The sequence below is a fragment of the Arthrobacter sp. YA7-1 genome, from assembly GCF_025960325.1.
Lineage (GTDB): Bacteria > Actinomycetota > Actinomycetes > Actinomycetales > Micrococcaceae > Arthrobacter > Arthrobacter bambusae_A.
Window position 1 is genome coordinate 1,245,076 of record NZ_CP110114.1, and the last position, 23,353, is coordinate 1,268,428.

Consider the following 23,353-nt stretch of genomic DNA (forward strand, 5'->3'; position numbering starts at 1 on the left):
CTGCCAGTTCGCGCGGAGGAACCCTAGCGGAGCTTGTCGCGGAGTTTCCGGGCTACTTGGTAGGCCCCGTAGCGAAGCTTGTTGACCGGAAGGTCCCATGTGCCCGGGTAGGCGATTTCGCGGCCGCCGAAGGACTTCTTGAAGGCGGTGAATCCGGCCCACTTGTGGTCAGGTTGGTCTTCCGGGGCCACGCCCCACAAATCGACGTGCTTGAGTCCCTTGTCCTTGGCGTCCGCCATGAGCGTCACCAGCAACGGAATGCCGGCGCTGAGCTTGCGATGCGTATCATCGAGCGCCGCGTGGGCGTAGGTTCGCGTGTCGGCAGAGTCGTACGCCAGGGCCGCCGCGATGGGCTCGCCTTCGAGTTCCGCGATGAACAGGGTGCCGGCACCGGCCGGCATGAGGGATTGGGCCACGGCGCTGAGGTAGTCGTCGCTCTGGGGCTTGAAGCCGTTGCGCGCGGCGGTCATGTGCAGGAAGTCCAGGAGCACCGAGATCTCTTCGGGATCCTGCGAGGACCGGAAGGTGACACCCTTCTTGTGGATGTTGCGGTACAGGTTCCGGTTGGTGGGTTTCATGCCCGCAAGGACGTCCTTGAAGTCGCCCTCCAGATCCACGATCCAGCTCAATTCCGGTTGCTGGTTGGACGGCGCCGGCTGCAGGCCGCGTTCCCGCAGGACCGCACCGGCGTCGGCGGCTTCGAACCCGGCGGTGACCGGTTCCATCCGGACAAACACTGCGCGGCTGCGGCGCGCGATCGCCACGAGGGCCGCTACGGCTTCGTCGAAGGCCTCCAGCGAATCGGCGACGGGTCCGTAGGGCGTGTAGATCACCTTGCCGGCGGGGTTCGTTTCCTCCACTGCGAGGAAACGCCACCCCGGCCCGGATTCCTCGTGCACGCTACGTCCGAGGGATCGCTGGAAGGACGCCCATGCGGGCGTCTGCAGGAAGTACTCCACCGTTAGTTCCCCAAGCCTGTTGTCACGGCAAAGGCGACGCTGGTTCCCGTGGCACCGGCAACCGGGTGCACCATGACGGGCTCTTCCGACGCCGGGATGAACGCACTCCCCCCACGCTCGACGGCGAGCTCGCTCTTGGGGGAGTCGAGCACCACGGAACCCGAAACCACGACGACGACGGCGGGACCCGCCTGGGCCATCGGCACCGGTTCCGCTCCGGGTCCCAGCTCGATGCGCTGGAGCTGGAATTCCTTGAAGGGCGGCACATAGAGATCCTGGCCGAAGCCGGAGATCCGGGGCTCGATGCGCGGGACGCCGAGGGAAGCGAATTCGATGGTCTTCAGGAGTTCCGGAACATCCACGTGCTTGGGGGTGAGGCCGCCACGGAGCACGTTGTCCGACGCCGCCATCACCTCCACGCCGAGGCCTTTCAGGTAGGCGTGGACGTTTCCGCCGGGCAAGTACACCGATTCGCCCGGGGACAGGAACACGAGGTTCAGGAGCAGGGAAATCAGGACACCGGGATCGCCCGGGAACTCGCTGTTGATGTCCACCAACGTCGAGAGTTCCGCGGCGTGCTGCCCCATCGGCGCGCCCGATTTCAGGATGGAAACCACCTGATCGGTGGCCGCGGAGACGGCCTCCCCGCCGGTAATCAGCCGGGTGAACGCAGCTTTGAGCGCCGAGGGCTCATCGGAGCCGGAAAGGTCCGAGATGACTCCGGCGATGACGTCCGGAACGTCGACGGCGGCAAGGTCCAGGAGGGTCGCGAGGTGCTCGAAGACACGCTGCGAATCGGCGGCCGGGCGGAAACCGCAAAGGGCGTGAAACGGCGTCAGCGCGAAGATCATCTCCGGCTTGTGGTTGTCATCGCGGTAGTTGCGCTCCGGTGAGTCCGCTTCCATGCCCGCGGCATTTTCCTTCGCGAAGCCGTCCCTGGCCTGCTGCAGGCGAGGGTGGACCTGCAAGGACAGGGGCTTGTCGGCTGCAAGGAGCTTGGTGAGGAACGGCAAGCGGGGACCGAATTCGGCCACGCTCGTTTCACCAAGGAAATGCACGGGATCCACGCTGATCAAGGCGTCCAAGGCGACGGAAGAGCCATCCGGACGGGTGGCCACGGACGGCGAGTCCGGGTGCGCTCCGATCCACAACTCCGCTTCCGGACCACCCGAGGCGGGCCTTCCCAGCAGGGCGGCGATCGCCGTCGTCGATCCCCATGCGTAGGGGCGGAGAACATTCTCAAGCTGGTACACGGCGGGGGATCCTTGTCATTGCGGGACGGTTCATTCGGGATTGCCGGGGATGACCTCTGTGCGGCTGCCCGGGCTCTTAACGACTGCTCCGGGCGGAGACGTTCGCCGTCGAGAAGACTTCGGCAACCTTGTCGCGGAGCCTGGCACCCTTCTCCGTGGCGGTGTTGTTGAGCTCCTGCGCGAATTCGAGCAGTTCGCCATGAAGCCGCACGGCAAGGTCATCGGTTCCGGACGCCAGCATTCGTACAGCCAGGAGGCCGGCGTTGCGGGCGCCGCCGATGGAAACAGTGGCCACGGGAACGCCGGCGGGCATCTGCACGATGGACAGCAAGGAGTCCATGCCGTCCAAGGTCTTCAGCGGGACCGGGACGCCGATGACGGGCAGCGGGGTAACGGAGGCGAGCATGCCCGGCAAGTGGGCTGCGCCGCCTGCTCCGGCGATGATGACCCGGATACCGCGCTCATGGGCGGTCTGGCCGTAGCGGATCATCTCCGTGGGCATGCGGTGCGCGGAGACGACGTCGGCTTCGAAGGGGATGCCGAATTCCGCCAGGGCGTCGGCCGCGGCTTCCATGACGGGCCAGTCCGAGTCGGAGCCCATGACAAGCCCCACGATCGGGGAGGCGTTCGCTGCCCCCGCGTTTCCGGGATCCATTGTTTCTGCGCTCATGCGGTCTCCTCGGAGGTGGTCTCGGCCGGCATGCGGCCGTCACGGATGATGTCGGCCACTATGGTGGCGCGGTGTCGGATGGAGTCGACGTCCGCCGTCGAGTTGCCGACGAGGTTCACGTGTCCGATCTTGCGGCCGGCCCGCACGGACTTGCCGTAGCAATGGACTTTTGCGGCCGGCTCGTAGGCGAGGGCCTTCGGGTACGCGCTGTAGAGATCCTGGTTGTCGCCGCCGAGGAAGTTCTTCATGACGACCACCGCGCCCAGGGCGTCGGTAGCACCGAGCGGGAGGTTGAGGACTGCGCGCAAGTGCTGCTCGAACTGGCTGGTGACGGAGCCGTCCTGCGTCCAGTGGCCGGTGTTGTGCGGCCGCATGGCGAGCTCGTTGACCAGGAACCCGACTCCGACGCCGGGCGTTTCGAAGAGTTCCGCAGCCATCACTCCCGTGACTCCGAGTTCATTGGCAATCCGCAGCGCGGCCTCTTCGGCCGCCGCAGCGACCTCCACGGGAATGTCCTGGGCCGGCGCAATCACTTCGTCGCAGACGCCATCCACCTGGACAGTGTGGACAACCGGCCATGCGCGGGATTCGCCGTCGGGCGTCCTCGCAACGAGCGCGGAAAGCTCGCGGCTGAAGTCGACCTTCTCTTCGGCCAGGAGCGGGCTCATGGCGTCGAACCAGTCCGTGGTGCTCCGGGCGTCGTCGGCGGAATGGATGATGCGCACGCCCTTGCCGTCATAGCCTCCCCGGGGGGTTTTCAAGACGATCGGCCAGCCGGTCTGCTCGCCGAAAGCCACCAGGTCTTCGACGCCGGTGACGGCAGCCCACGCCGGGTTGGGGAGCCCCAGGCGGTCGATCGCGGCGCGCATCACCAGTTTGTCCTGGGCGTGCACCAAGGCATCGGGGCCGGGCTGGACGTTGACTCCGGCCTCGATCAGCGCCCTCAGGTGCTCGGTGGGGACGTGCTCGTGGTCGAACGTCATGACGTCCAGGCCCTCCGAGAACTCAAGGAGTGCCGCGAGGTCCTTGTAGTCGCCAATGGGAGCCGTTGCCACGGCCCGGACCGCGGAAACGTCCTCGCCTTCGGCAAGGACCCGGAGTTCAAAGCCAAGAGCGGTTGCCGCCGGGGCCATCATTCGTGCGAGCTGGCCGCCGCCAACCACGCCAATTACAGGAAAAGTCACAAGGTTCAGCCTACCGAACCAGCGGCCGGTTCCTTGATTTTGTCCGTCGCCGGCCCCATGCAGCGTTGGCCCGTGGCTCTTGGGGCCGAATAATTCGGCAAGCTCCAAGGAATCGGAGCTAAAATAGAGCCTCGGCCCATCGGCCCCCTAGAACAACGGCCATGGAGGGTCATGATCAACACACTTGCAGATCGCATGCGCGGGCTCGCCTCGCTCTTTTGGCGCGAAGTAGCGAAGTTCGGCGCTGTCGGCGGTGTTGCGTTCGTCATAGATAACGGCTTGACCTACTATCTCATGCACGGCCCGATGTCCGACAGTGAGGCCAAAGCCCGTTTCGTCGGCGCCACCGTGGCCACCGTGTTCTCCTGGGTCGCCAACCGTTTCTGGACCTTCCGCCACCGCCGCCAGGCAAACGTGGTGCGCGAGTTCGTGATGTTCATCGTCATCAACGGCATTGGGATCGGTATCTCCACCGGCCTGACCGCCATCGCGAAATACGGCATGAACATCCAGGACAAGAACGTCCTTTTCGCAGCCGGGGTTGTCGGCATCCTCGTGGCCACCGTGGTGCGCTTCTTCGCCTACCGCTTCCTGGTGTTCAACAAGGAGCTCGACGAAGAAGAGGCCTTCTCGCATGACCACGAGATCATCGAGGCCCACCACAGGGCCAAGGCCAAGGCCATGCATGCCGCCGGCTCCGAGGCTGGCTCCGACGAAGGCGAAGACGCGGTCAAGCGCCGCTGACGCGCTCGTTCTCCAGCAGGTGCCGGGTGACATCAACGTCCGGGTGCACCAGGACCACTGAACCGTCCTTGTTCCATGCGCCGAGGGCGTCCGCGAGGGCCGACTCCAAGCCGTCGGCCGCGCGGACCAGCAGCCGTACGCCGGAGTCATGGTCCTTGGCGAAGCCGTCCAGCAATTCGCCGTGCGAGTGCCCGGTTTCAGGGCGGCGCAGGGCCGGCAGTGCCGCGTCGGGTTCGGCGTGCGCCATGAATACGTCTCCGTGGGAGCGGACTTCGGCCGCGTAGTCCACGACGCCGGCCGGCAGTTCTCCCGGCCAGCGCATCGCGAGTGCCGCGAGCGGCACGGCGACCACGGCGCCGAAGCCGGCTCCGGCGCCGGCGTCGGGGGTGTCCGTGACAAGCAGGTCCGCGCTGCCGCCGTCGAGCACGAGTTCCATGCCCAGCTGCCATCCGGCCAGCGCCCACACGAGGGACTTCCAATGGGCGGGCAAGTCCAGGCGAAGGCTCATGCCCGGTTCGGCGTCGAACTCGTCCTGGAGCAGGTTGCTGGTCTTGGCCACCCAATTGTCCAGGACCCGCCCAGAGAGCTCCACCCGTTCGGCGTCCGGTCCGTACCAGGTCAGGCGGGGGGATGTGGCGTGTCCGGAACGCAGGGCTGCCATCAGGTTCATCGCGGGGGTGCTCATGGCTACATCTTGCCACGGGGCGTCAGATCAGGTCCCGGGGCGTGTGAATTGCGCCACATGGAGCTGTGGGACGGCGAGGGTGCGGCGCTCGAAGGGTCAAACGATTTCCCTGAAATTCAATGAAAATACATCTTAAGTGATGCAAAGCTTCCGTTTTCCGCCATGGCGCGCGGGCGGGGCGAAAAAATACCGGGCGTGGCGCGGCGCTGGTTAGTGCGGAAAGTTGATTATTATCCCGGCGCGGCTTGACGGCTTGGTAGTTACACACGTGTAATTAGATATCGAACGCCGCTGCGGGAGTATCGGGTACATAACCGAGTACCGAATGAGCACGGCAGCAGCTGCAAAAATCAGGAGGGACGCCATGGGGCAAGCGTTGCGTATCCAGGAAGATGCAGTCGTCGCGGATTATGCGTCGGTGAAATACCGGTCGCGCGAAGTTCCGGGGGATTGGTATGTTGACCCGGCAGATCCGCAGGCGGCCGACCGCTATATCGAGGCCACTCGGGAGTCGCTGGAAGATGAGGCAACAGCCCTTCTTGCTGCGCACGAGGCTCTCGTGGGAGGAGCGCCGGTAGATCCGGAGGACGATCTCGATGATCCTCCCATGGAGCTGCGCGGTCCGCTCGACAATCCCGCCCAGCCGGTGTGGATCGGACTTCCGGGCCAAGGTGACTTCGACGATGAAGGCGAACTTGGCTGGCAGACGGACGCCTTGTGCGCCCAGACGGACCCGGAGGCGTTCTTCCCCGAGAAGGGCGGCTCCACGCGGGATGCCAAAAAGGTATGCGGTGCGTGCAATGTCCGTTCGCAGTGCCTTGAATACGCACTCGCCAACGATGAACGTTTTGGTATCTGGGGCGGGCTCTCCGAGCGTGAACGCCGCAGGCTGAGGAAGCGAGCGGTCTGATTCTCAAGGCAGTACACGTTACCGCCGTCGTCGTCTCGCACGACGGCGGTAACTATCTCCCCAGAACCCTGGCGGCTCTGCTGGACCAGACGCGTCCGGCAGATGCCGCCATTGGCATTGATACGGGCTCCCGCGACAAGTCCGCAGCGTTGCTGCAGCGGGCCCTCGGCGCGGCCAACGTCACCAGCACCGGCGAACACAAAGTAGGTTTCGGTGCTGCCGTCCTGGCTGGCCTGGCCCGTTCGGCCCCTTCGCGGGAGCCGGGGGCCGTTGAATGGATTTGGTTGTTGCACGACGACGCCGCTCCGGCCCCGGACGCACTCGCCGAGCTGCTTCAGGCAGTCGAGCGCGCGCCGTCGGTCACAGTGGCCGGTTGCAAGCAGTTGGCCTGGGACGCGGAGCGCAGGCTCATCGACGCCGGTCTTTCCACGAGCCGCTGGGCCGAGCGTCTGACGCTCATTGAAGCCGACGAGCTCGACCAAGGCCAGTACGACGGGCGCACGGACACTTTCGCGGTGAATTCCGCGGGCATGTTGATCCGCCGCGACGCCTGGGAGCAACTGGGCGGCTTCGACCCCGCGTATCCCGGCGTGGGAGACGACGTCGATTTCTGCTGGCGCAACTGGCTTGCGGGCAACAGGGTTGTCGTGGTCCCGGCCGCGCGCATGTTCCATGTCGAGCATCGTCCCCACGGCCTTGCGACAACCGCCGCCGCCCGCAAGAGCCAGATCCATTTGAGGCTTACCCATGCTTCGCCGTGGAAGGTTCCCCTGCATGCGCTCGGCGCGTTGCTCGGAAGCATGGTGAGGCTCGTCGTGAGCATCCTGGTCAAAGAGCCCGGTTACGGAATTTCCCAGCTCGGCGCCACCATCGCGGCCCTCGGCCGTCCCCGGGCGATTTGGCGGTCCAGGCAGAACGCCGCCCGGACGCGACGCGTACGCCGCTCGATGGTCAAGGGCCTTCAGACCCCGCGCCGCGAGGTCCGGGCCCACCGCCGCTCCCTCATCGAGGCGATTGGCGCCGACGAATTCCAGGAGACGGATTCCCTCGCTCCTGAACCGAGCGGCGACGCCGGCGACGATTTCGTGGCCCTCGCGACGAACGAGCGGGGTTGGATCGGAACGGGCGCAGTGGCCGCCGGATTTGTTGCGCTGGCCGCCTCCATCGTGGGGCTGCTGGGGCTCCTGGGGGCCAGCGCGGTGACCGGCGGCGGCCTCTTGCCGTTGTCCGCGGCCGCTGACATTTGGCGGTCCGCGTCCAGTTGGTGGATCAACTTGGGGGCAGGCTTGCCCGGGCACGGTGATCCGTTCGCCTACATCCTGTGGCTTGTTTCATTGCTCGGGGGAGGAGACTCCAGCACAGCCATCGTGTGGCTGTTGTTGCTGGCCATGCCGTTGTCCGGCCTGGGCGCATGGTTTGCGGCGGGCGCCATGACCACGCTGCGCCGATACCGTTTCATTGCGGCGCTGATCTGGGCCGGAGCACCGGCCCTCCAGGTCGCACTGAACCAGGGACGGGCCGGCGCCCTCCTGGCACACGTGGCGATGCCCCTGCTGGTGCTGGCCCTCTTCCGGGCCACTGGTTCTGCGCTCGGGCGCGACGCTGCGTTGAATAGCCACCGGGTCCAACCCGCCGGCTACGCCGCAACAAAGCCGTTCCCCGGCAAGCCGGGCGTCAACGGCACTCCGTCGTGGACGGCTGCTGCCGCGGCCGGCCTGGCGCTGGCGGTGGTGACGGCCTCAGCGCCGTCCCTGCTGCTTCCGTTGGTAGTCCTCATTGTTTTTTGCGGCATCGCCTTGGGGCGGCGCGGGCGGACCATTTGGTGGTCGCTGCTTCCGAGCGCCGCGCTCTTTGCGCCGTATGTCCTCTCGGTCCTGGAACGACCCCGCGCCATGCTGGCCGATCCAGGCCTCCCGCTGGGGTTCCAAGCGGCACCGCTGTGGCAGCAACTGCTTGGCCAACCCTTGAAATTCGACGTCAACGGCGGATTGGCCGGGTTGGCGCCGTTTGGCCCGTCGGGTATTCCGTGGGCTCTGGCGCTTGCCCTGCTGCTTGGTGCGCCGATCCTCCTCTTGTCCATTGCCGCACTCTTTGTTCCCGGAAAACGGTCACGCATCGCACGTTTCCTCTGGGCCGGGGCCCTTGTGCTCCTCGCCTGGTCATGGCTCGCCGGACACGTGGCAACCGGAGTGGACGGCAACCTGCTCGTGGCTCCTTTCACGGGCCCGGCAGTTTCCGCCGCGGGCTTCGCGTTCCTCGGAGCGGCGTTGATCGGCGCTGAAAACCTCTTCCAGCTGAAGATCAAGGCAGAGGGCGGCCGCCCGGTCCAGCGCGCGGCAGTACGGATCGTCTCCGCTGTCGCAACCCTCCTCCTCATTGCCGGGCCCTTGGCCAGCATGGGCCTGTGGGCAACCCAGAATGCCCTGGCCGGCGCCGGCACTTCGCCTTCGGCCAGCGGCGCGCTTGGCACGCCGCGGCTTGTCCAGCCGTCCGGGCAGGGCACGTTGCCTGCCACCGCCGTCGACCACGGCCAAGGCCCGGAACAGACACGGACGCTGGTCATCACCGCGGATGACAGTGGTGGCTACACGTCCTCACTTATGCGCGGCGCCGGAACTACCTTGGATTCGCTCTCCACTGTTGCTGCCGCACGTTCCATCGTCGGATCACCCGGACAGGAACGCCTGGTGGCCGACGACGACGCCACCGCGTCCATCCGTAACGCCGTAGCCACGATTGTCGCGGGAACGGGCGTGGACCCCCGGCCCGGCCTTGAGCAGCTTGGTGCCGGATTCGTGGTTCTGAAGTCGTCGGACACGGCTGCGCAGTTGACGGCCAACCGGATCGATTCCGTTCCCGGCCTGGTCGCCGTGGGCAAGACCGATTCCGGCTGGCTGTGGCGGGTCACGCCGCTCAACCAGGCCGCTGCAGCCGACGCCGAGACGGCGCACCGTGCCAGGGTGGTGGACGCCAAGGGTGCCGTTGTTGCCCTCTTGCCATCCCTCGGGACGTCTTCCGTCGGCAGCATCCCGGCAGGCACGGACGGACGCCAGGTAGTGCTCGCCGAGCGGGCGGACTCCGGCTGGAGCGCCTGGTTGGATGGGCGTCAACTGACCCCGACGACGTCGGGATGGGCGCAAGCGTTCACCTTGCCGCCCGCAGGCGGCCAGATCGAGATCCGCTACACCACCGTCTGGGAGCCTTGGCTCAGCATCCTGCAGGCCGTGGTCATTGGATTGACCGTCCTGCTGGCCATCCCCATGCCCGCCCGCAGGCCGAAGGCGGGCCTCCTGAAGGAACAAAACTCTCTCCGTGAGGAGTACAGCAGTGTCTGACAACCAAGGCCCGGCCCCCGAGGCCGGCGCGGGGTCGCGGAGGCGCGGCCAGCGCAAAGCCGAGAGCCGGAACAAAGCCCAGGGCCGGAACAAAGGCCAGAACAAGAACAAAGCTGTTGTGTTGGGAGCGCTTTCCGCAACGCTGCTCCTTGCCGCAGGGGCCGGGATGGTGTCGGCAGCATCCATCGTGCCGTCCCCGGCAGGGAACAAAACCCTGGACATGTCCCTCGCGGATGTCCCGGTAGGAAAGACAACCGCGGTGTGCCCGGCACCTCCCCGCCTCGCCGAAGGAACCCCGGCGGGCACCGACACCCAGTTCAATCCTGTTTCACGCTCGGCAAAGAGCTTCCTCGATGCGGTGGTCCTCAGTGACGCCACCGGATCCGTCCCAGGGAGCAATCTCGCCGCGCTCGGTGGCTCCGCGATCGCCGGCATTGCCAAACCCCCAGCTGCCGCGCAGCCGCCGGCGTCAGGACCTCCCGTCCTGAATGCCGGCGTCGTGGCACAGAGGCCCGCGGGCGACGTCACTGTGGTGGACGCCGATCCCATCAGCGGGCAGCAGGCCGCGGTAGCGGGCTTGATGAGCTACACCGCAGGCGACGGCGATCTCCGCGGACTGGCTGCGGCGCCCTGCCAACAGCCGGTCAACGATGCATGGCTCCTTGGCGCCAACACCGCGCTGGGGCGGACGGCGGTTTTGAACATCAGCAATGCCTCGGGCACGCCGGCCACCGTCAATCTCGACTTGTTCGGCGCCCGTGGCCAGATCCAAGCCCCGGATAGCCGTGGCTTGCTGGTTTCGCCCGGAACGACCCGTTCCATCAACTTGGCCGGACTGGCCCCGAACGAGGGTCAGCTCTCCGTCCATCTGCGCAGCGGTGGAGGCCCCGTCGCGGCAACCATCCAGCAAAGCGTCCTTCGTGGCCTCACGGCCGGTGGCGTCGAACTCATTACTCCCGGTGCCGGCGTCGCCGATTCCCAGGTCATGACCGGGGTGGACATCCAGGACCCGGCCGCCGTGAAGTCGCTCGCGGACAAGCCCGGGTTTGCCGAGGTCGTTCCTGCCTTGCAGATCACGGTCCCGGGTCCCGTCGACGCCGTGGTGGATGTGCGGTTGTTCGGGCCGAACGGCCAGCGCGCGTTGCCCGGCGGGGGAGCAGTGACCGCCAAAGCGGGTTCGGTCACCGAAGTACCGCTCACGGGCGTCCCGGCCGGCATGTACACCGTGAGCGCCACCTCGGATGTTTCCTTCGCCGCGTCCTCACGCGTGACGCGGGGACTGAAGTCCGCGGATCCTGTTGATTTCGCCTGGTCTCCGGCCGCGGTCCGTCTCGGAAGCCAGCACATGGTGGCAGTACCTCAAGGCGGCACCCGCTTCCTGAGCTTCGGCGTGCCGACGGGCCGTGCGACGGTCAGTTACACGCCCGTCACCTCGGACGGCAAGGTGCACAAAACGGAAACCGTGGACATTGCCGGGGGGACCACTTCGGTCATCGGCGTTCCGGACAAGTCCGACGGCGCGGCGGTTTCGGGCTACATCGTGTCGGCGTCAGGGGACGCGGCCTACGGCGCGCTCGTGCTGGGCCAAGGCGATCAGCCCGGGATTTCGGTCCTGACCATCCAGGACGGCGCTGCCGGCCACGAAAAAGTACAGGTCACCCTGGGTTACTGATAACGACGGCGGTACACGGGATCCAAGGTCTCCGGCGGCACTCCGAGCATCTCGGCGGTGTACTCGACGACCACGTCGTGCACCAGGTCCTGCAGGTCCTCGCGGCCGCCGGTAGTGTGCTCGACGACGCGCCGATAGAGCGTGATGACGGGTCCGGCACCGTGGGCCGCCGGGGTGTAGGAACCCAGCGGCGCCGCGGTTCCTTCGGCCACCAGTTGTTCAAGGTTCGGCGGGATCTCTTCGACGGCGAACGCGACGCCGTCGAGCCGTTTGCCCCACATATCCTGCAGCCGTTCCGCGGAATCGAGCACAAGGTCGTCGAACCTCTCGGCACGCGTCCGGTAGCCCGGAAGGTTGGGCAGGATGATTTCGCCCCGCAATCCCCGCCCGTGGCGGTTCCTGCGGCGCTCCCTGAAGCCGCGTGCGGACGAGCCCGCCGTCGTCGTTTCCTGGCTGTCCCCGGTGTCGGACAAATGGACCGTAAAGCCCGGAACGTGGTGCTGTGACTGCATATATCGACTTTAGACCCGTGATTCGGCCAACGCGACATAATGCCCGCAAAGGGGCAATGCACCGCGCCGCGGCGAAGTGCGGCTAATCTGGGATGTTGTGGGTGCAATTCGTCAGTGTTCCAGATCAGCCTGCCGCCAATCCGCGGTGGCCACTTTGACGTACGTCTACGCCGAATCCACGGCGGTGCTTGGTCCCTTGGCTACGTATGCCGAGCCGCACTCCTACGATCTGTGCGCGCAGCATGCGGAGTCGTTGACCGTACCGAGGGGTTGGGAAGTCATGCGGCTGGCCATGCCGTCCTCCCCGCCCCAGCCCGGACCGGACGATCTCCTTGCCCTGGCTAACGCCGTGCGCGAGGCCGCATCGGCCCCGGCACCCGCACCCGAGCTTCGCAGCGTCCGCACCCCTTTTGACGGGCCGGCCCCTGTGGAGGGAACCAGGAGGCACCTGCGCATCCTGCGCGATCCCTCCTGAACCGCGATCCCTCCTGAAGTCCGGCGCGACGGGAACTGGCCGTCGTCTGACGCAGTGTGTCGCTGTTCCCGCGGGACGGGCTTTTGTGACAACGTGCTCAGCGCCGCCGGGTTGTACTCTGGAAGCTGCCATATCTGTCCATAGCGGCGTCCGTGAGATGCCATCCAGGGAGCTCCAACCATGCCAAAGGTCAGTCCTGAATTGTTGTCCATCCTGCGGTGCCCTGTCACCGGGTCCCCGCTGGAGCAGGACGGCGATGATCTCGTCTCGACGGTCGCGGCCGCCTCGGGTGAAAAGATCCGCTATGCCATCCAGGACGGCATCCCGTTGCTGCTGCCGCCGGAGCTGCTGGCAGCCGCCAACGCCGCGGCCTCGGACCAACACGACGCAGGACTGCACGACGGTCTCCGGCACGCCTGAGCTCCACCTGACCTGACCATTCGGTACTTCCAAAGGACTTCCATGACTTTCGACTACAAGGTTGCAGACATCTCCCTGGCTGAAGCCGGACGCCACCAGATCCGCCTCGCCGAGCACGAAATGCCGGGCCTCATGTCGCTGCGCGCCGAATTCGGTCCGAGCCAGCCGCTCAAGGGTGCGCGCATTGCGGGATCCCTGCACATGACCGTGCAGACCGCGGTGCTCATCGAGACGTTGACAGCCCTCGGCGCCGAGGTCCGCTGGGCCTCCTGCAACATCTTCTCCACGCAGGACGAGGCCGCTGCCGCCGTCGTGGTCGGCCAGGGAACCGTCGAGGATCCGCACGGTGTCCCCGTGTTCGCGTGGAAGGGCGAGACCCTCGACGAATACTGGTGGACCGCCGAGCAGATTCTCAGCTGGCCGGGCGCGGACGCCAACCCGGACCTCGGCCCCAACATGATCCTCGACGACGGCGGCGACGCCACGTTGCTGGTCCACAAGGGCGTCGAGTTCGAAGCTGCGGGTGCGGTTCCGGCCGCGACGGAAAGCGATCCCGAAGAGTACGCACTCGTCCTCGACGTGCTGCGGAAGAGCCTCGCCGCCGACCCGAAGAAGTGGACCCGCGTCGCCGCCGGCATCCGTGGCGTGAGCGAGGAAACCACCACGGGCGTGCACCGTCTTTACCAGCTCGCCGAACAGGGCAAGCTCCTGTTCCCGGCCATCAATGTCAACGACTCGGTGACCAAGAGCAAATTCGACAACAAATACGGTATCCGCCACTCCCTGCCTGACGGCATCAACCGCGCCACGGATGTCCTCATGGGCGGTAAGGTCGCCGTCGTCTGCGGCTATGGCGACGTCGGCAAGGGCGCGGCCGAGGCGCTCCGTGGCCAGGGCTCGCGCGTGATCGTGACGGAGATCGATCCCATCTGCGCACTCCAGGCAGCCATGGACGGCTACCAGGTGGCCAAGCTGGACTCGGTGGTGGAACAGGGCGACATCTTCGTCACGACGACCGGCAACAAGGACGTCATCATGGCCTCCGACATGCTCCGGATGAAGAACAAGGCGATCGTGGGCAACATCGGCCACTTCGACAACGAGATCGACATGGCCGGACTGGCGAAGGTCCCCGGCGTCCAGAAGGTCGAAATCAAGCCGCAGGTGCACGAGTGGGTGTTCGCCGCGGCCGACGGCCGCGAAGAGCGATCGATCATTGTGCTTTCCGAAGGCCGCCTCCTGAACCTGGGCAACGCGACCGGCCACCCCTCGTTCGTCATGAGCAACTCCTTCGCCAACCAGACGATCGCGCAGATCGAGCTGTGGACCAAGAAGGACCAGACCGGCTCTGGCCCAGGGGCCGAGCGCGAATATTCGAACCAGGTCTACGTGCTGCCCAAGATCCTCGACGAGAAGGTCGCCCGGCTGCACCTGGATGCCTTGGGCGTGGAACTGACCGAACTCAGCAAGGAGCAGGCGGAATACCTGGACCTTGACGTCGCGGGTCCGTACAAGCCGGAGCACTACCGGTACTGAGAACACCGGCTGGGAGCAAGCCCGCGGGCGCGCTCCCAGCCAATATCAAGCCGCGCCGTTTAGGATGCGGTTGTGGGGCGTGGGTTTTTTGGGGGGCGTGAGTTTTGGAGAAAACAGGAATGGGTCTTAATCCCGACGGCGAGCAAGCGGACACTTTCGAGCATGTGGACGCCGCGCGGCTCTTCGATAATGAACAGGGCAGCGGCAACGCCGGTCTCTTGGACACTGCGCCAACGAAGCGAAGCAGGTTCCGGAAGGTCGCCTGGATCGTGGTGGTCTGCCTCATCGCCGCGCTCAGCGGCACGTTCGCGGCAGTGGCCCCGCACGCGGCCAGTGCGGCAATCGAATCCGAGGGGTCATCAGGCGAACGCAGCGAAGCGGCAGCCGTGTTGCCCGTCGTGAAGCCTGCCACGGTGGTCGCCTCGCCTGCGAGCGGTGCCAAACAAGTGAATCCGGCTGCTCCCGTCACGATCAGCGTCAAAGACGGAACGCTGGACAGGGTCTCCTTGACGAGCTCCCAGGGAAAGACCGTCGATGGTGCGTTGACTCCGGATGGACTGAGCTGGACTGCCTCCACGCCCCTCGAGTTCAACTCCTCCTACACCTTCAACTACACGGTTGCGGATTCTGTCGGCCGAGCAACGTCGAAGACCGGATCGTTCACGACGGTATCCACCCAGAACGAGGCAGACGCCGCCATGTACCCCCTGGACGGGTCCAAGGTAGGCGTGGCGCAGCCCCTCCAGCTCACGTTCAGTGAACCCGTGGTCAACAAAGCCGCCGTCGAGAAGGCCATCAAGGTCACGTCCACCTCAGGCCAGGCCGGGGCCTTCCACTGGTTCAGCGACACCATGGTGCGCTACCGCCCGGAGAACTTCTGGGCAGCGAACAGTACCGTCACCGTGGACCTCAAGCTGTTCGGGGTGGACTTCGGCAACGGCCAGATCGGCAACTTCAACAAGACCAACACGTTCAAGATCGGCGACAAGAAGGTGGCGGTTGCCGACGCAGTTGCCCACACGTTCACGGTCAGCGTCAACGACCAGCAAGTGGGCCAGTGGCAGGACACCATGGGAGACACCAGGTTCCCTTCCGCGCGCGGCTACCTGGTGCTCATGGAAAAGTACCGGGTGGAGCACATGGATGCCTCCACCATCGGCCTCAAACCGGGGGATCCGGCCTACTACGGACAGCTTGACGTCAACTACGCCACGCGCCTGACACCCAGCGGCGAGTTCATCCACCAGGCCACCGACTCGGCGTTGCCGTACATCGGCGTCACGAACCTGTCCCACGGTTGCATCGGTCTGGGACCTGACGGGGCGAAATGGGTGTTCGACAACATGACCACCGGAGACGTCGTCCAAGTGGTCAATACGCAGGGTGACTACGCCAACTTCGACGACGGTTTCGGCGACTGGAACATCCCCTGGGCCCAATACGCCAACTAGGCAGTACGCCAACCGACGGCGACCTCCGGGCACCGTCCAGGACGGATCGGCACCCCCGGTAGACTGGGCGGGTCAGTCTTGGGGGCTGGCTTTCTGCCGGGGGATGTGGGGTTGCCGTGGGGACGCAAAGGAAACGCAAGACCGGGAAGATTCTCGGAATCATCGGAATGTGTGCCGGCGTTGCGGCCGGAGGACTCGGTGTTGCAACCGCCCCTGATTGGCTGCAAACAGCGGTTGAATCGGAAGCGGGAACGCCCCAGCGCACCGACGCCGGGCTCGGATCCGCAGTCGTGACGGCAGTGGAGTTGGGAATCACGCCCCTTGACGGTGCCCGCGAAGTGAATCCCGCCGTCGGGCCTTCCGTGAAGGCGGTGCACGGCACCCTGAAAGACGTTGAACTGGTGCCGGCCGCGGGTGGCAAAGCCGTCAGGGGAACCATCAGCGCCGACGGCAGCACGTGGTCCACGCTGGATCCCCTGGAGTTCAACACCGAATACCGCTACGGGTTTACCGTTGTTGACGGCGCGGGCCGGGAAACCCGGAAGACCCAGTCCTTCACCACGGTATCCACGGCCAACGAGGCCAATGCGGTGGTGTTCCCCCGCGATGGCTCCATCATGGGTTCAGGGCAGCCCATCGAAATCAACTTCAGCGAGCCCGTGGCGGATAAAGCCGCCATGGAAGAGGCCGTGAAGATCAGTGTTTCCTCGGGCCAGGAAGTGGCCTGGCGCTGGTACTCGGACCGGAAAGTGCGGATCCGCCCTGAAGCATTCTGGGCGGCCGACACGAGGGTCGCCGTGGACTTGCCCTTGTTCGGCAGGGACTTCGGCAGCGGAATGATCGGCAATTCCAACGTCAGGTCCACGTTCACGACCGGTCCGCAGCGGATAGCGGTCGTGGATGACGCCACCAAGGCCATGAAAGTGTATTTCGACGGCGCACTCGTCAAGACTGCTCCTGTCACCCTCGGAAGCCCGGACTGGCTTTCGCCCACCGGCTACGCCGTGATCATGGAGCAGGAACGCCATTCCAGGTTCAATGCGGGCAGCATCGGCCTCAAACCCGGTGACAAGGGCTATTACGCGCCGCTCGTCGTCGAGCACGCCAACCGGCTCACGAACTCAGGGGTGTATGTGCACCAAGCGCTGCCCTCGGCGTACGGGGCCGTTGGCGTGGACAACGTCTCGCACGGCTGTGTTGGTCTGCTCCCTGACGACGCCGCCTGGTTCTTCAATAACATGCGGACAGGGGACGTGGTGCAGGTGCTGAACACCGGCGCCCCCGCAGTGGAACCGCTTGAAGGCTTCGGCGACTGGAACATTGACTGGACACGCTACGCAAAGCGCTGAGCGCTTCCGGAACGTGCCGCAGATGGCCCGACGGCGGTGCGCACCGTGGGTGCGCGCGTCTGCACTAGCCCGTGAACGGGAGCTTGTTGAGTCGATCCCCGACGACGGCGCTGCGTTGTTCTGCGCGGCGCAGCCGTTCCAGGTCCCGGTTTCGCCGCTCGCCCAGTACTGCGTGCAAGTAGCCCTCCGGCGTTGTTCCGGGCGGGGGAGGCGGGGCGACGTACGCCGCCAGTTCCGTTGCGAGGGCTGCCGCCAGGCTGGCACGCGAGCGCGGAGCCATCCGGGAAGCCTGCTGGATGAACTGCGAAGCCCGCCGCGCCGTGCCGTCCGGAACCCTGCCGATGTCCGCGAGTCCCACCCACGCCTGCAAGTACGGGGGCGCGTAGGCAAGGATTTTGGGTTCGGAAGGAACGCGCTGCCTGAGCGAATACGTACCGGCCACAACGTCTCCCAGCCTCTTCGACTTGCCGTTGAACAGCGCGACGGCGATCGCCAATCCGCCGAACGTTGCGTAGATCTCCAGGAAACCAATCAACCCGCGGATCACCGCGTGCCGGAAACGGATGGATCCGCCGTCGTCGCGCACGATCCGGAGCCCCGTGGCCAACTTGCCCAGCGAGCGGCCGCGGCTCAGCGTTTCCACCGCAACGGGGACGACCACGAGGCACAGCACCACGCTGGACAAGGCCATGGCACGGCCCGCTGCCGCGTCCACATCCGGCGCCACCATACCGAGCAGGAACAACAGGCCGAGCAACAAAACAACCTGAACCAGGACGTCGAGCATAAGCCCGAGCGCCCTTGCCCCGAATGACGCCGGCCGCAGTTCGAGGACCACGGCCTCGCCGGTAATGATCGAACTCAAGCCCGCCCCCAAGCCTTGCCACGATGTCCGCAGGACCGGACGGCTCCCGCTGGATCGAGTCTAGCGGCGGCAACGGCCGTGGAGCAGGGTTTGCTGGGATGTGGGACTGTTTGGCGAAGGTTGGGATTAGGGTGGAGCCGTGGACATGGATGCCTTCTCTGTCGTGAACGGGACCAAATGGTCCCGTTTGCATGAGCTCGCGCACAAACGGCGCCTCGACGGCGGCGAAGCCGACGAGCTCCTGCGTTTGTACCAAGTGGTGTCATCACACTTGTCCCTCATTCGATCCGTGGCGCCGGAAAGCGCACTCTCGGCGTCCTTGTCGGCGGCCCTCGCGCAGGCCCGAACCCGCTTCACCGGGGCGAGATCGAACTTCATGGAAGACCTCGCCCGCTTTTTCGTGGTCTCCCTGCCGGCCGCGTTCTACCGCCTGCGGTGGCTCACGGTAGGGTGCGGGACGTTCTTCTGCCTTGTTGCCGCGGCCTACACGCTCTGGATCGGAACGTCGCCGGACGCTTTGCGGGCCCTGGGAAGCAGCGATGCCGTGAAGCAATACGTCGACCATGACTTCGTCGGCTACTACTCCGAGAACCCTGCTGCGTCCTTCGCCGGCGCCGTCTGGACGAACAATGCATGGATCGGCGCGCAGGCCGTGGCCCTGGGCATCACCGGATTCTGGGTGCCGTACACGCTGTTCGCAAATGCACAGGGGCTGGGGATTGCTGCGGGTGTGTTTGCCGCCACCGGCAAGATGGACGTGTTTTTCAGCTACATCCTGCCGCACGGCCTCATGGAGCTGACAGCCGTGTTCATCGCCTCCGCGGGCGGACTACGCATATTCTGGGCCATGGTTGCCCCGGGACCGCGGCGCAGGATGCAGGCAGTGGCGGACGAGGGGCGCTCCCTGATCACGGTGGCACTTGGCTTGGTGCTTGTCCTGTTCGTTTCGGGACTCGTCGAGGCCTTTGTGACGCCCAGCCCGCTTCCAGTGTGGGCCAAGATCCTGATCGGTTCGCTCGTTCTCGCGGCATACTGGGTCTATGCCTTGGTTCTGGGCGGACGGGCATTCCGCGCCGGCGCCACAGGCGACCTGGACGCAAACGACGCCGGTTACCGTGAGATAGCCGCCTGACGGCGCCCGGGTCCGGCCGCAATCCGACGTCCGCCGGGGTGGCTCATCGTCTCTCCGCGAGGGCTGACGGTAGGCTCAAAGGCAGAGAAGATTGCCAGCGGACCGTTCCTGCTCCGGCATGTGAATCCTACGGAAGTGAAATCCAAGTGACCGAGAAGAGCCCGATCCCCAACGACCCGGACGCGGATATCCACGACGGCGGCGATGAGCCGGCCTTCGAATGGATGAAGCCCGCCCCCAAGTCCACGGCCGCTGATGCGCGCCCGGCAGGTGCTGTTGACGCACCCCGGGACTCTTCGAAGCGGGCGCCCAAGGAAGGAAATGCGCCAGCCGAGCCCCTGGCAGGACAACAGCCGGAGAGCCGGGCCGACCGCAAAGCCGCAGAGGCTGCGGAGACCGGGCCGGAACCGGCCCTCTTCGCAGAGCCGCTGCCGACGTCGGCCCTTCAGGTCCGTCCCCCGGAAGCCGAGGTGGAACGCCGCAACCACGAGCGGGAGCAGGCTGCCAACGCCAAGCCGCTGGCGCCGCGCATTTTCCAGGTCCTGCTGGCTGTCTTCTACCCCGTGGTCCTGCTGATACTCGCAATCCGCGCCGTGGCGAGCCCGCTGTTCCTGTGGGTGGAGTATTACCGGCCGGGATTCCCCGGCGACGGCTACGGCTTCAACGCCGATGACCGCATGACCTATGGTTCCTATGCGGTGGACTACCTGACCAACTGGTCCGGGCCACGATACTTGGGCGACCTCGTCAACCAGAACGGCGAGAAGCTGTTCAAGGAGGGCGAAGTTGCCCACATGGCCGACGTCAAGACCGTGATTCTCTCCGCCTTCGGCGCCGGTGCCCTCATGATCATCATTGGCATCATCGCAATGATCTATCTGCGCAAGCGGAGCACCGGCGGGATCCGCCGCGGACTGTTTGCCGGTTCGATCGTCACCTTGGTGCTCATCATCGGACTGGGCACGCTAGCGGCCTTGGGCTGGCAGCAGTTCTTCACGGACTTCCACCACATCTTCTTCGCCAACGGCACCTGGACCTTTGCGCTCGACGACACGTTGATCCGCTTGTTCCCGGGGCAGTACTGGATGGACTCCGGAATCGCGATCGGCGCTTTGGTCTTCCTCACGGCGCTGCTGACCCTCATCTTCACCTGGCCTACCCGCCGTCGTCGCGGACTTCCTCCCAGGAATGAAGCCGCTGCGGAAGACGCCGCGAACACTGACGCGGAGGCTCCCGTGGAAACCGGCGTGCCGGAGAAGTAACACTTCGCCACCAACGAAAGAAGCGTACCGCCCGGGAATCTCCAATCCCGGGCGGGCCGCTCCTTTGTGTGTGCCCGCCCTTCGGAGCAGCCCCCTTAGATCCAGGAAGGCATCCACATGCGGATGTGCCAGTCCTGGTAGCTGATCACTTCCGCCGTCCAGACCGGATAGAAGAACGCCGACAACAGCACGGCAAGGACAACCACAAGGCCCACCAGGTACAGGCCGGACCGGCGGCGCCACGGAGGAGCGTCACTCCTGCCCAGCACCAGGCCCAACCCATAGACGAGGGCCAGGACCAGGAAAGGCTCGAAGGAGAGCGCATAGAAGTAGAACATGGTGCGCTCCGGGTACATGAACCAGGGCAGGTACCCCGCGGCGACGCCCGCCAGGATGGCCCCCGCCCGCCAGTCGCGGCGTCCGGCCCACCAGAACAGGACCACAAAGAGCGCGATCGTGGCACCCCACCAGACCACGGGGTTGCCGACGGACAGAATTGCCGAGGTGCAGTTGGGCAGGTCGCAGCCGGGCGTTCCCGGCTTGGGGGACTCGTAGTAGAACGACGTGGGGCGCCCCATGACGAGCCAGGTCCATGGACTGGCCGAATACGGGTGCGGCGAGCTCAGGCCCTGGTGGAAGTTGTAGGCCTGCACATGGTAATAGGCAAGGGAACGCAACGGTCCCGGAATCCAGCCCCAGGTGGCGGAGGGATTCGTGTCCGCCCAGTGCCGGTAATAGGCGTCCTTGGAGAGGAACCAGCCGGTCCACGTCGACAAATACACGGCCCCGGCCACCGGGATCATGGTGAGGAATGCGGGAATGCCGTCCTTGATGATTCCCGCGCTGGGCCAGCTCCGGATGCCCGCGATGCGCCGGGCGCTCATGTCCCAGAACACGGTCATCAGGCCGAAACCGGCAACGAAGAACAGGGCCGACCACTTCGTGCCGACCGCCAAGCCGAGGCAGACGCCGGCCGCCAGCCGCCACCACCGGAATCCGAGCGACGGGCCCGAGGCGAGGTGCAACGCCGTCGGCCGTCCGTCCTTGGAAGCGGCTGCCAGCGCGGCAAGCCGTGCCGCCAGGCGCCGCCGGCCGTCGTCGCGATCCATCAGCAGGGCGCCAAAGGCTGCGAGCAGCCAAAACATCAGGAAGATGTCCAGCAGGGACGTCCGCGACATGACCAGGTGGTGGCCGTCGACGGCGAGCAGCAGCCCCGCGACCGCGCCCAGGATGTGGGAACGGAACAGCTTCAAGGCGATCAAGGCGATCAGGAAGATGGAGAGGGTGCCCGTCAGGGCTGCGGAGAACCGCCAGCCGAAGGAGTTGTCCGAACCGAAGAGCCACATCCCGAAGGCGATCATCCATTTCCCCACCGGGGGATGGACCACGTACTCGGGGGAGTTGAGCAGGACGTTGGGGTTGCCCGCATTGAAGGCGTCGTTGGCCTTGTCCGGCCAGCTGCGCTCGTATCCGCTGACCAGGAGCGAGTAGGCATCCTTGACGTAGTAGGTCTCGTCGAAGACCAGGCTGTGCGGATCATCGAGGCGGACGAAGCGCAGGATTCCGCCGATCACGGCCGTGATCGTGGGGATCAGCCAGAACCACAGCCTCAACGACGGCGGATAATCCCGCCAGCTTTGGATGCTGCCAATGAGCCGCGTCCGCAGGGCCTCGGCCGTAAAAGCCTCCCGGGGCCGTATCAACCAGGTTTGCGGGGCGGGGCGCACGGAGGTATCGGTCACTCAGCCCATGCTACCTTTCGGCTCCGGTAGCTCACTGAAAGCCGCAGCCGGGGCATTAGGCTTGTTGGGTGACTGAACAGCTGAGCTCCCCGGATGAAACCACCGTTCCCGACCCGGCGGAGCCCCTCGAGGAGCAGGCTCTTCCCGCGCTGCCCGACGGCGTAGGCCGGATCGTGCTGGCCGCCACCCCCATCGGCAACGTCGGCGATGCCTCCAGCCGGCTCATCGAGTTGTTGCAGACGGCCGACATCGTCGCCGCGGAAGACACCCGGCGACTGCACCGGCTGGTCCACTCGCTTGGCATCACAGTGTCCGGCCGCGTCATCAGCTACCACGAGCACAACGAGGCCGCCAAGACCGAGGAACTGCTGGATCACGTGCGGGCCGGCAAGACCATCATCATGGTGAGCGACGCCGGCATGCCCGCGGTGTCCGACCCCGGCTTCCGCCTCGTGGAGGGAGCCGTGGCGGCCGGGCTCTTCGTCACAGCCTTCCCGGGCCCGTCCGCCGTCTTGACGGCGCTGGCGCTCTCGGGGCTGCCCACGGACCGTTTCTGTTTCGAGGGATTCCTGCCGCGCAAAGCCGGAGAACGCAGCTCCCGGCTTGCGGACCTGGCCGACGAACGGCGGACGATGGTGTTTTTCGAGGCGCCGCACCGGCTTGAGCCCATGCTCCGCGCCCTGCACGAGCGGTTCGGCTCTGACCGCCGCATCGCGGTCTGCCGTGAATTGACGAAGACCTACGAGGAGGTCATCAGGGGAACCGTCCGGGAATTGCTGGAGTGGGCCGAGAACAACGAGGTCCGTGGCGAGATCGCCGTCGTCGTGGCGGGCGCCCCCGAACAGGCCCCAGGCAAGCCCGAAGACCATGTTGCCGCGGTCAATGAACTCATTGCACAAGGCATCAGGCTCAAGGAAGCCGTGGCGGCGGTGGCCGAGGAGGCCCGCATCAGCAAGCGCGAGCTCTACTCCGCTGTGCTCGCGGCGCGTTAAGGCCGTGCTCGCGGCGCGGTAGTGCCGTTCTGACGGGTGCGGTGGCTTCCGCCTCAACAGGGGCTGTGCAATTGCACAAACTCTTGCTCCCGCGGCAGTGCGCGAAGGCGTAGACACTGCTTCGCGGCGGGCAGTACCGTGACAGTAATTCCACAATAATCAAGTGTTGGCGCATCCCTACAAGCTGCGCTGACTGACGAAGGAG

Annotated in this window: 20 protein-coding genes; 12 read left to right on the forward strand and 8 right to left on the reverse strand. The window is 65.8% G+C overall.

The genetic code is table 11. The features are described from left to right. Positions 1–23: 23 nt before the first annotated feature. The 4 genes from OIT41_RS05875 to OIT41_RS05890 form a co-directional block, all read right to left on the reverse strand. Positions 24–959 (reverse strand): lipid II:glycine glycyltransferase FemX, encoded by a 936-nt coding sequence (locus OIT41_RS05875; RefSeq protein ID WP_264637563.1) that lies wholly within the window; start codon positions 957–959, stop codon positions 24–26. Between the two features lie 2 nt (positions 960–961). Then, entirely contained in the window at positions 962–2,212 is a 1,251-nt protein-coding gene (manA, locus tag OIT41_RS05880; RefSeq protein ID WP_264637564.1) for a mannose-6-phosphate isomerase, class I, read from the reverse strand. A gap of 76 nt (positions 2,213–2,288) precedes the next feature. After that, complete coding sequence (gene purE / locus OIT41_RS05885) at positions 2,289–2,882, reverse strand: 5-(carboxyamino)imidazole ribonucleotide mutase (protein ID WP_264637565.1); 594 nt, start codon at positions 2,880–2,882, stop codon at positions 2,289–2,291. After that, the gene (locus tag OIT41_RS05890) at positions 2,879–4,018 is read right to left on the reverse strand and encodes a 5-(carboxyamino)imidazole ribonucleotide synthase (protein ID WP_241709528.1); all 1,140 of its coding nucleotides are present in this window, start codon (positions 4,016–4,018) and stop codon (positions 2,879–2,881) included. Before OIT41_RS05890 ends, purE begins: the two co-directional genes overlap by 4 nt. A 219-nt stretch (positions 4,019–4,237) precedes the next feature. Between OIT41_RS05890 and OIT41_RS05895 the strand changes: the two genes are divergently transcribed. After that, complete coding sequence (locus OIT41_RS05895; protein WP_241709504.1) at positions 4,238–4,810, forward strand: GtrA family protein; 573 nt, start codon at positions 4,238–4,240, stop codon at positions 4,808–4,810. Here OIT41_RS05895 and OIT41_RS05900 read toward each other — a convergent pair. Further along, complete coding sequence (locus tag OIT41_RS05900) at positions 4,797–5,495, reverse strand: TIGR03089 family protein (RefSeq protein WP_264637566.1); 699 nt, start codon at positions 5,493–5,495, stop codon at positions 4,797–4,799. The genes OIT41_RS05895 and OIT41_RS05900 overlap by 14 nt on opposite strands. Positions 5,496–5,859: 364 nt before the next feature. Here OIT41_RS05900 and OIT41_RS05905 point away from each other — a divergent pair, with 364 nt between their 5' ends. From OIT41_RS05905 to OIT41_RS05915, 3 genes are read left to right on the forward strand one after another with little or no spacing between them, the layout of a single operon-like run. Continuing rightward, the gene (locus OIT41_RS05905; protein WP_241709529.1) at positions 5,860–6,405 is read left to right on the forward strand and encodes a WhiB family transcriptional regulator; all 546 of its coding nucleotides are present in this window, start codon (positions 5,860–5,862) and stop codon (positions 6,403–6,405) included. Beyond that, positions 6,405–9,740, forward strand: a complete 3,336-nt coding sequence (locus OIT41_RS05910) for a glycosyltransferase family 2 protein (protein ID WP_264637935.1) — start codon at positions 6,405–6,407, stop codon at positions 9,738–9,740. Before OIT41_RS05905 ends, OIT41_RS05910 begins: the two co-directional genes overlap by 1 nt. Further along, positions 9,733–11,412 (forward strand): DUF5719 family protein, encoded by a 1,680-nt coding sequence (locus OIT41_RS05915; protein ID WP_264637567.1) that lies wholly within the window; start codon positions 9,733–9,735, stop codon positions 11,410–11,412. The genes OIT41_RS05910 and OIT41_RS05915 overlap by 8 nt, the downstream gene beginning before the upstream one ends. Here the strand turns inward: OIT41_RS05915 and OIT41_RS05920 are convergent. Beyond that, entirely contained in the window at positions 11,406–11,924 is a 519-nt protein-coding gene (locus tag OIT41_RS05920) for a metallopeptidase family protein (protein ID WP_241709507.1), read from the reverse strand. The two genes, OIT41_RS05915 and OIT41_RS05920, sit on opposite strands and share 7 nt — an antisense overlap. Positions 11,925–12,021: 97 nt before the next feature. On the opposite strand from OIT41_RS05920, the gene OIT41_RS05925 reads away from it, so the two are divergent. From OIT41_RS05925 to OIT41_RS05945, 5 genes are all read left to right on the forward strand, one after another. Next, a complete protein-coding gene (locus OIT41_RS05925; protein ID WP_171983396.1) occupies positions 12,022–12,399 on the forward strand; it encodes a DUF3499 domain-containing protein in 378 nt (125 codons plus the stop codon). 180 nt (positions 12,400–12,579) lie between these two features. Further along, a complete protein-coding gene (locus OIT41_RS05930; protein WP_264637568.1) occupies positions 12,580–12,819 on the forward strand; it encodes a Trm112 family protein in 240 nt (79 codons plus the stop codon). 42 nt (positions 12,820–12,861) lie between these two features. Continuing rightward, positions 12,862–14,355, forward strand: coding sequence for an adenosylhomocysteinase (ahcY, locus tag OIT41_RS05935; protein WP_264637569.1), 1,494 nt, complete (start codon positions 12,862–12,864; stop codon positions 14,353–14,355). 119 nt (positions 14,356–14,474) lie between these two features. After that, positions 14,475–15,806, forward strand: coding sequence for a L,D-transpeptidase (locus OIT41_RS05940; protein ID WP_241709510.1), 1,332 nt, complete (start codon positions 14,475–14,477; stop codon positions 15,804–15,806). A gap of 116 nt (positions 15,807–15,922) precedes the next feature. Further along, positions 15,923–17,155, forward strand: coding sequence for a L,D-transpeptidase (locus OIT41_RS05945; RefSeq protein WP_241709511.1), 1,233 nt, complete (start codon positions 15,923–15,925; stop codon positions 17,153–17,155). Positions 17,156–17,219: 64 nt separating this feature from the next. Here the strand turns inward: OIT41_RS05945 and OIT41_RS05950 are convergent, their stop codons facing one another. Then, positions 17,220–18,020 (reverse strand): RDD family protein, encoded by an 801-nt coding sequence (locus tag OIT41_RS05950; protein ID WP_241709512.1) that lies wholly within the window; start codon positions 18,018–18,020, stop codon positions 17,220–17,222. Between the two features lie 139 nt (positions 18,021–18,159). On the opposite strand from OIT41_RS05950, the gene OIT41_RS05955 reads away from it, so the two are divergent. Next, entirely contained in the window at positions 18,160–19,152 is a 993-nt protein-coding gene (locus OIT41_RS05955) for a stage II sporulation protein M (RefSeq protein WP_241709513.1), read from the forward strand. A gap of 146 nt (positions 19,153–19,298) precedes the next feature. Continuing rightward, complete coding sequence (locus tag OIT41_RS05960; protein ID WP_264637570.1) at positions 19,299–20,414, forward strand: TIGR01906 family membrane protein; 1,116 nt, start codon at positions 19,299–19,301, stop codon at positions 20,412–20,414. A gap of 95 nt (positions 20,415–20,509) precedes the next feature. Here OIT41_RS05960 and OIT41_RS05965 read toward each other — a convergent pair whose 3' ends face one another. Next, the gene (locus tag OIT41_RS05965; protein ID WP_264637571.1) at positions 20,510–22,156 is read right to left on the reverse strand and encodes a dolichyl-phosphate-mannose--protein mannosyltransferase; all 1,647 of its coding nucleotides are present in this window, start codon (positions 22,154–22,156) and stop codon (positions 20,510–20,512) included. 68 nt (positions 22,157–22,224) lie between these two features. Between OIT41_RS05965 and rsmI the strand changes: the two genes are divergently transcribed. Further along, positions 22,225–23,148, forward strand: a complete 924-nt coding sequence (gene rsmI, locus OIT41_RS05970; RefSeq protein WP_413542311.1) for a 16S rRNA (cytidine(1402)-2'-O)-methyltransferase — start codon at positions 22,225–22,227, stop codon at positions 23,146–23,148. The last annotated feature ends 205 nt before the right edge of the window (positions 23,149–23,353 follow it).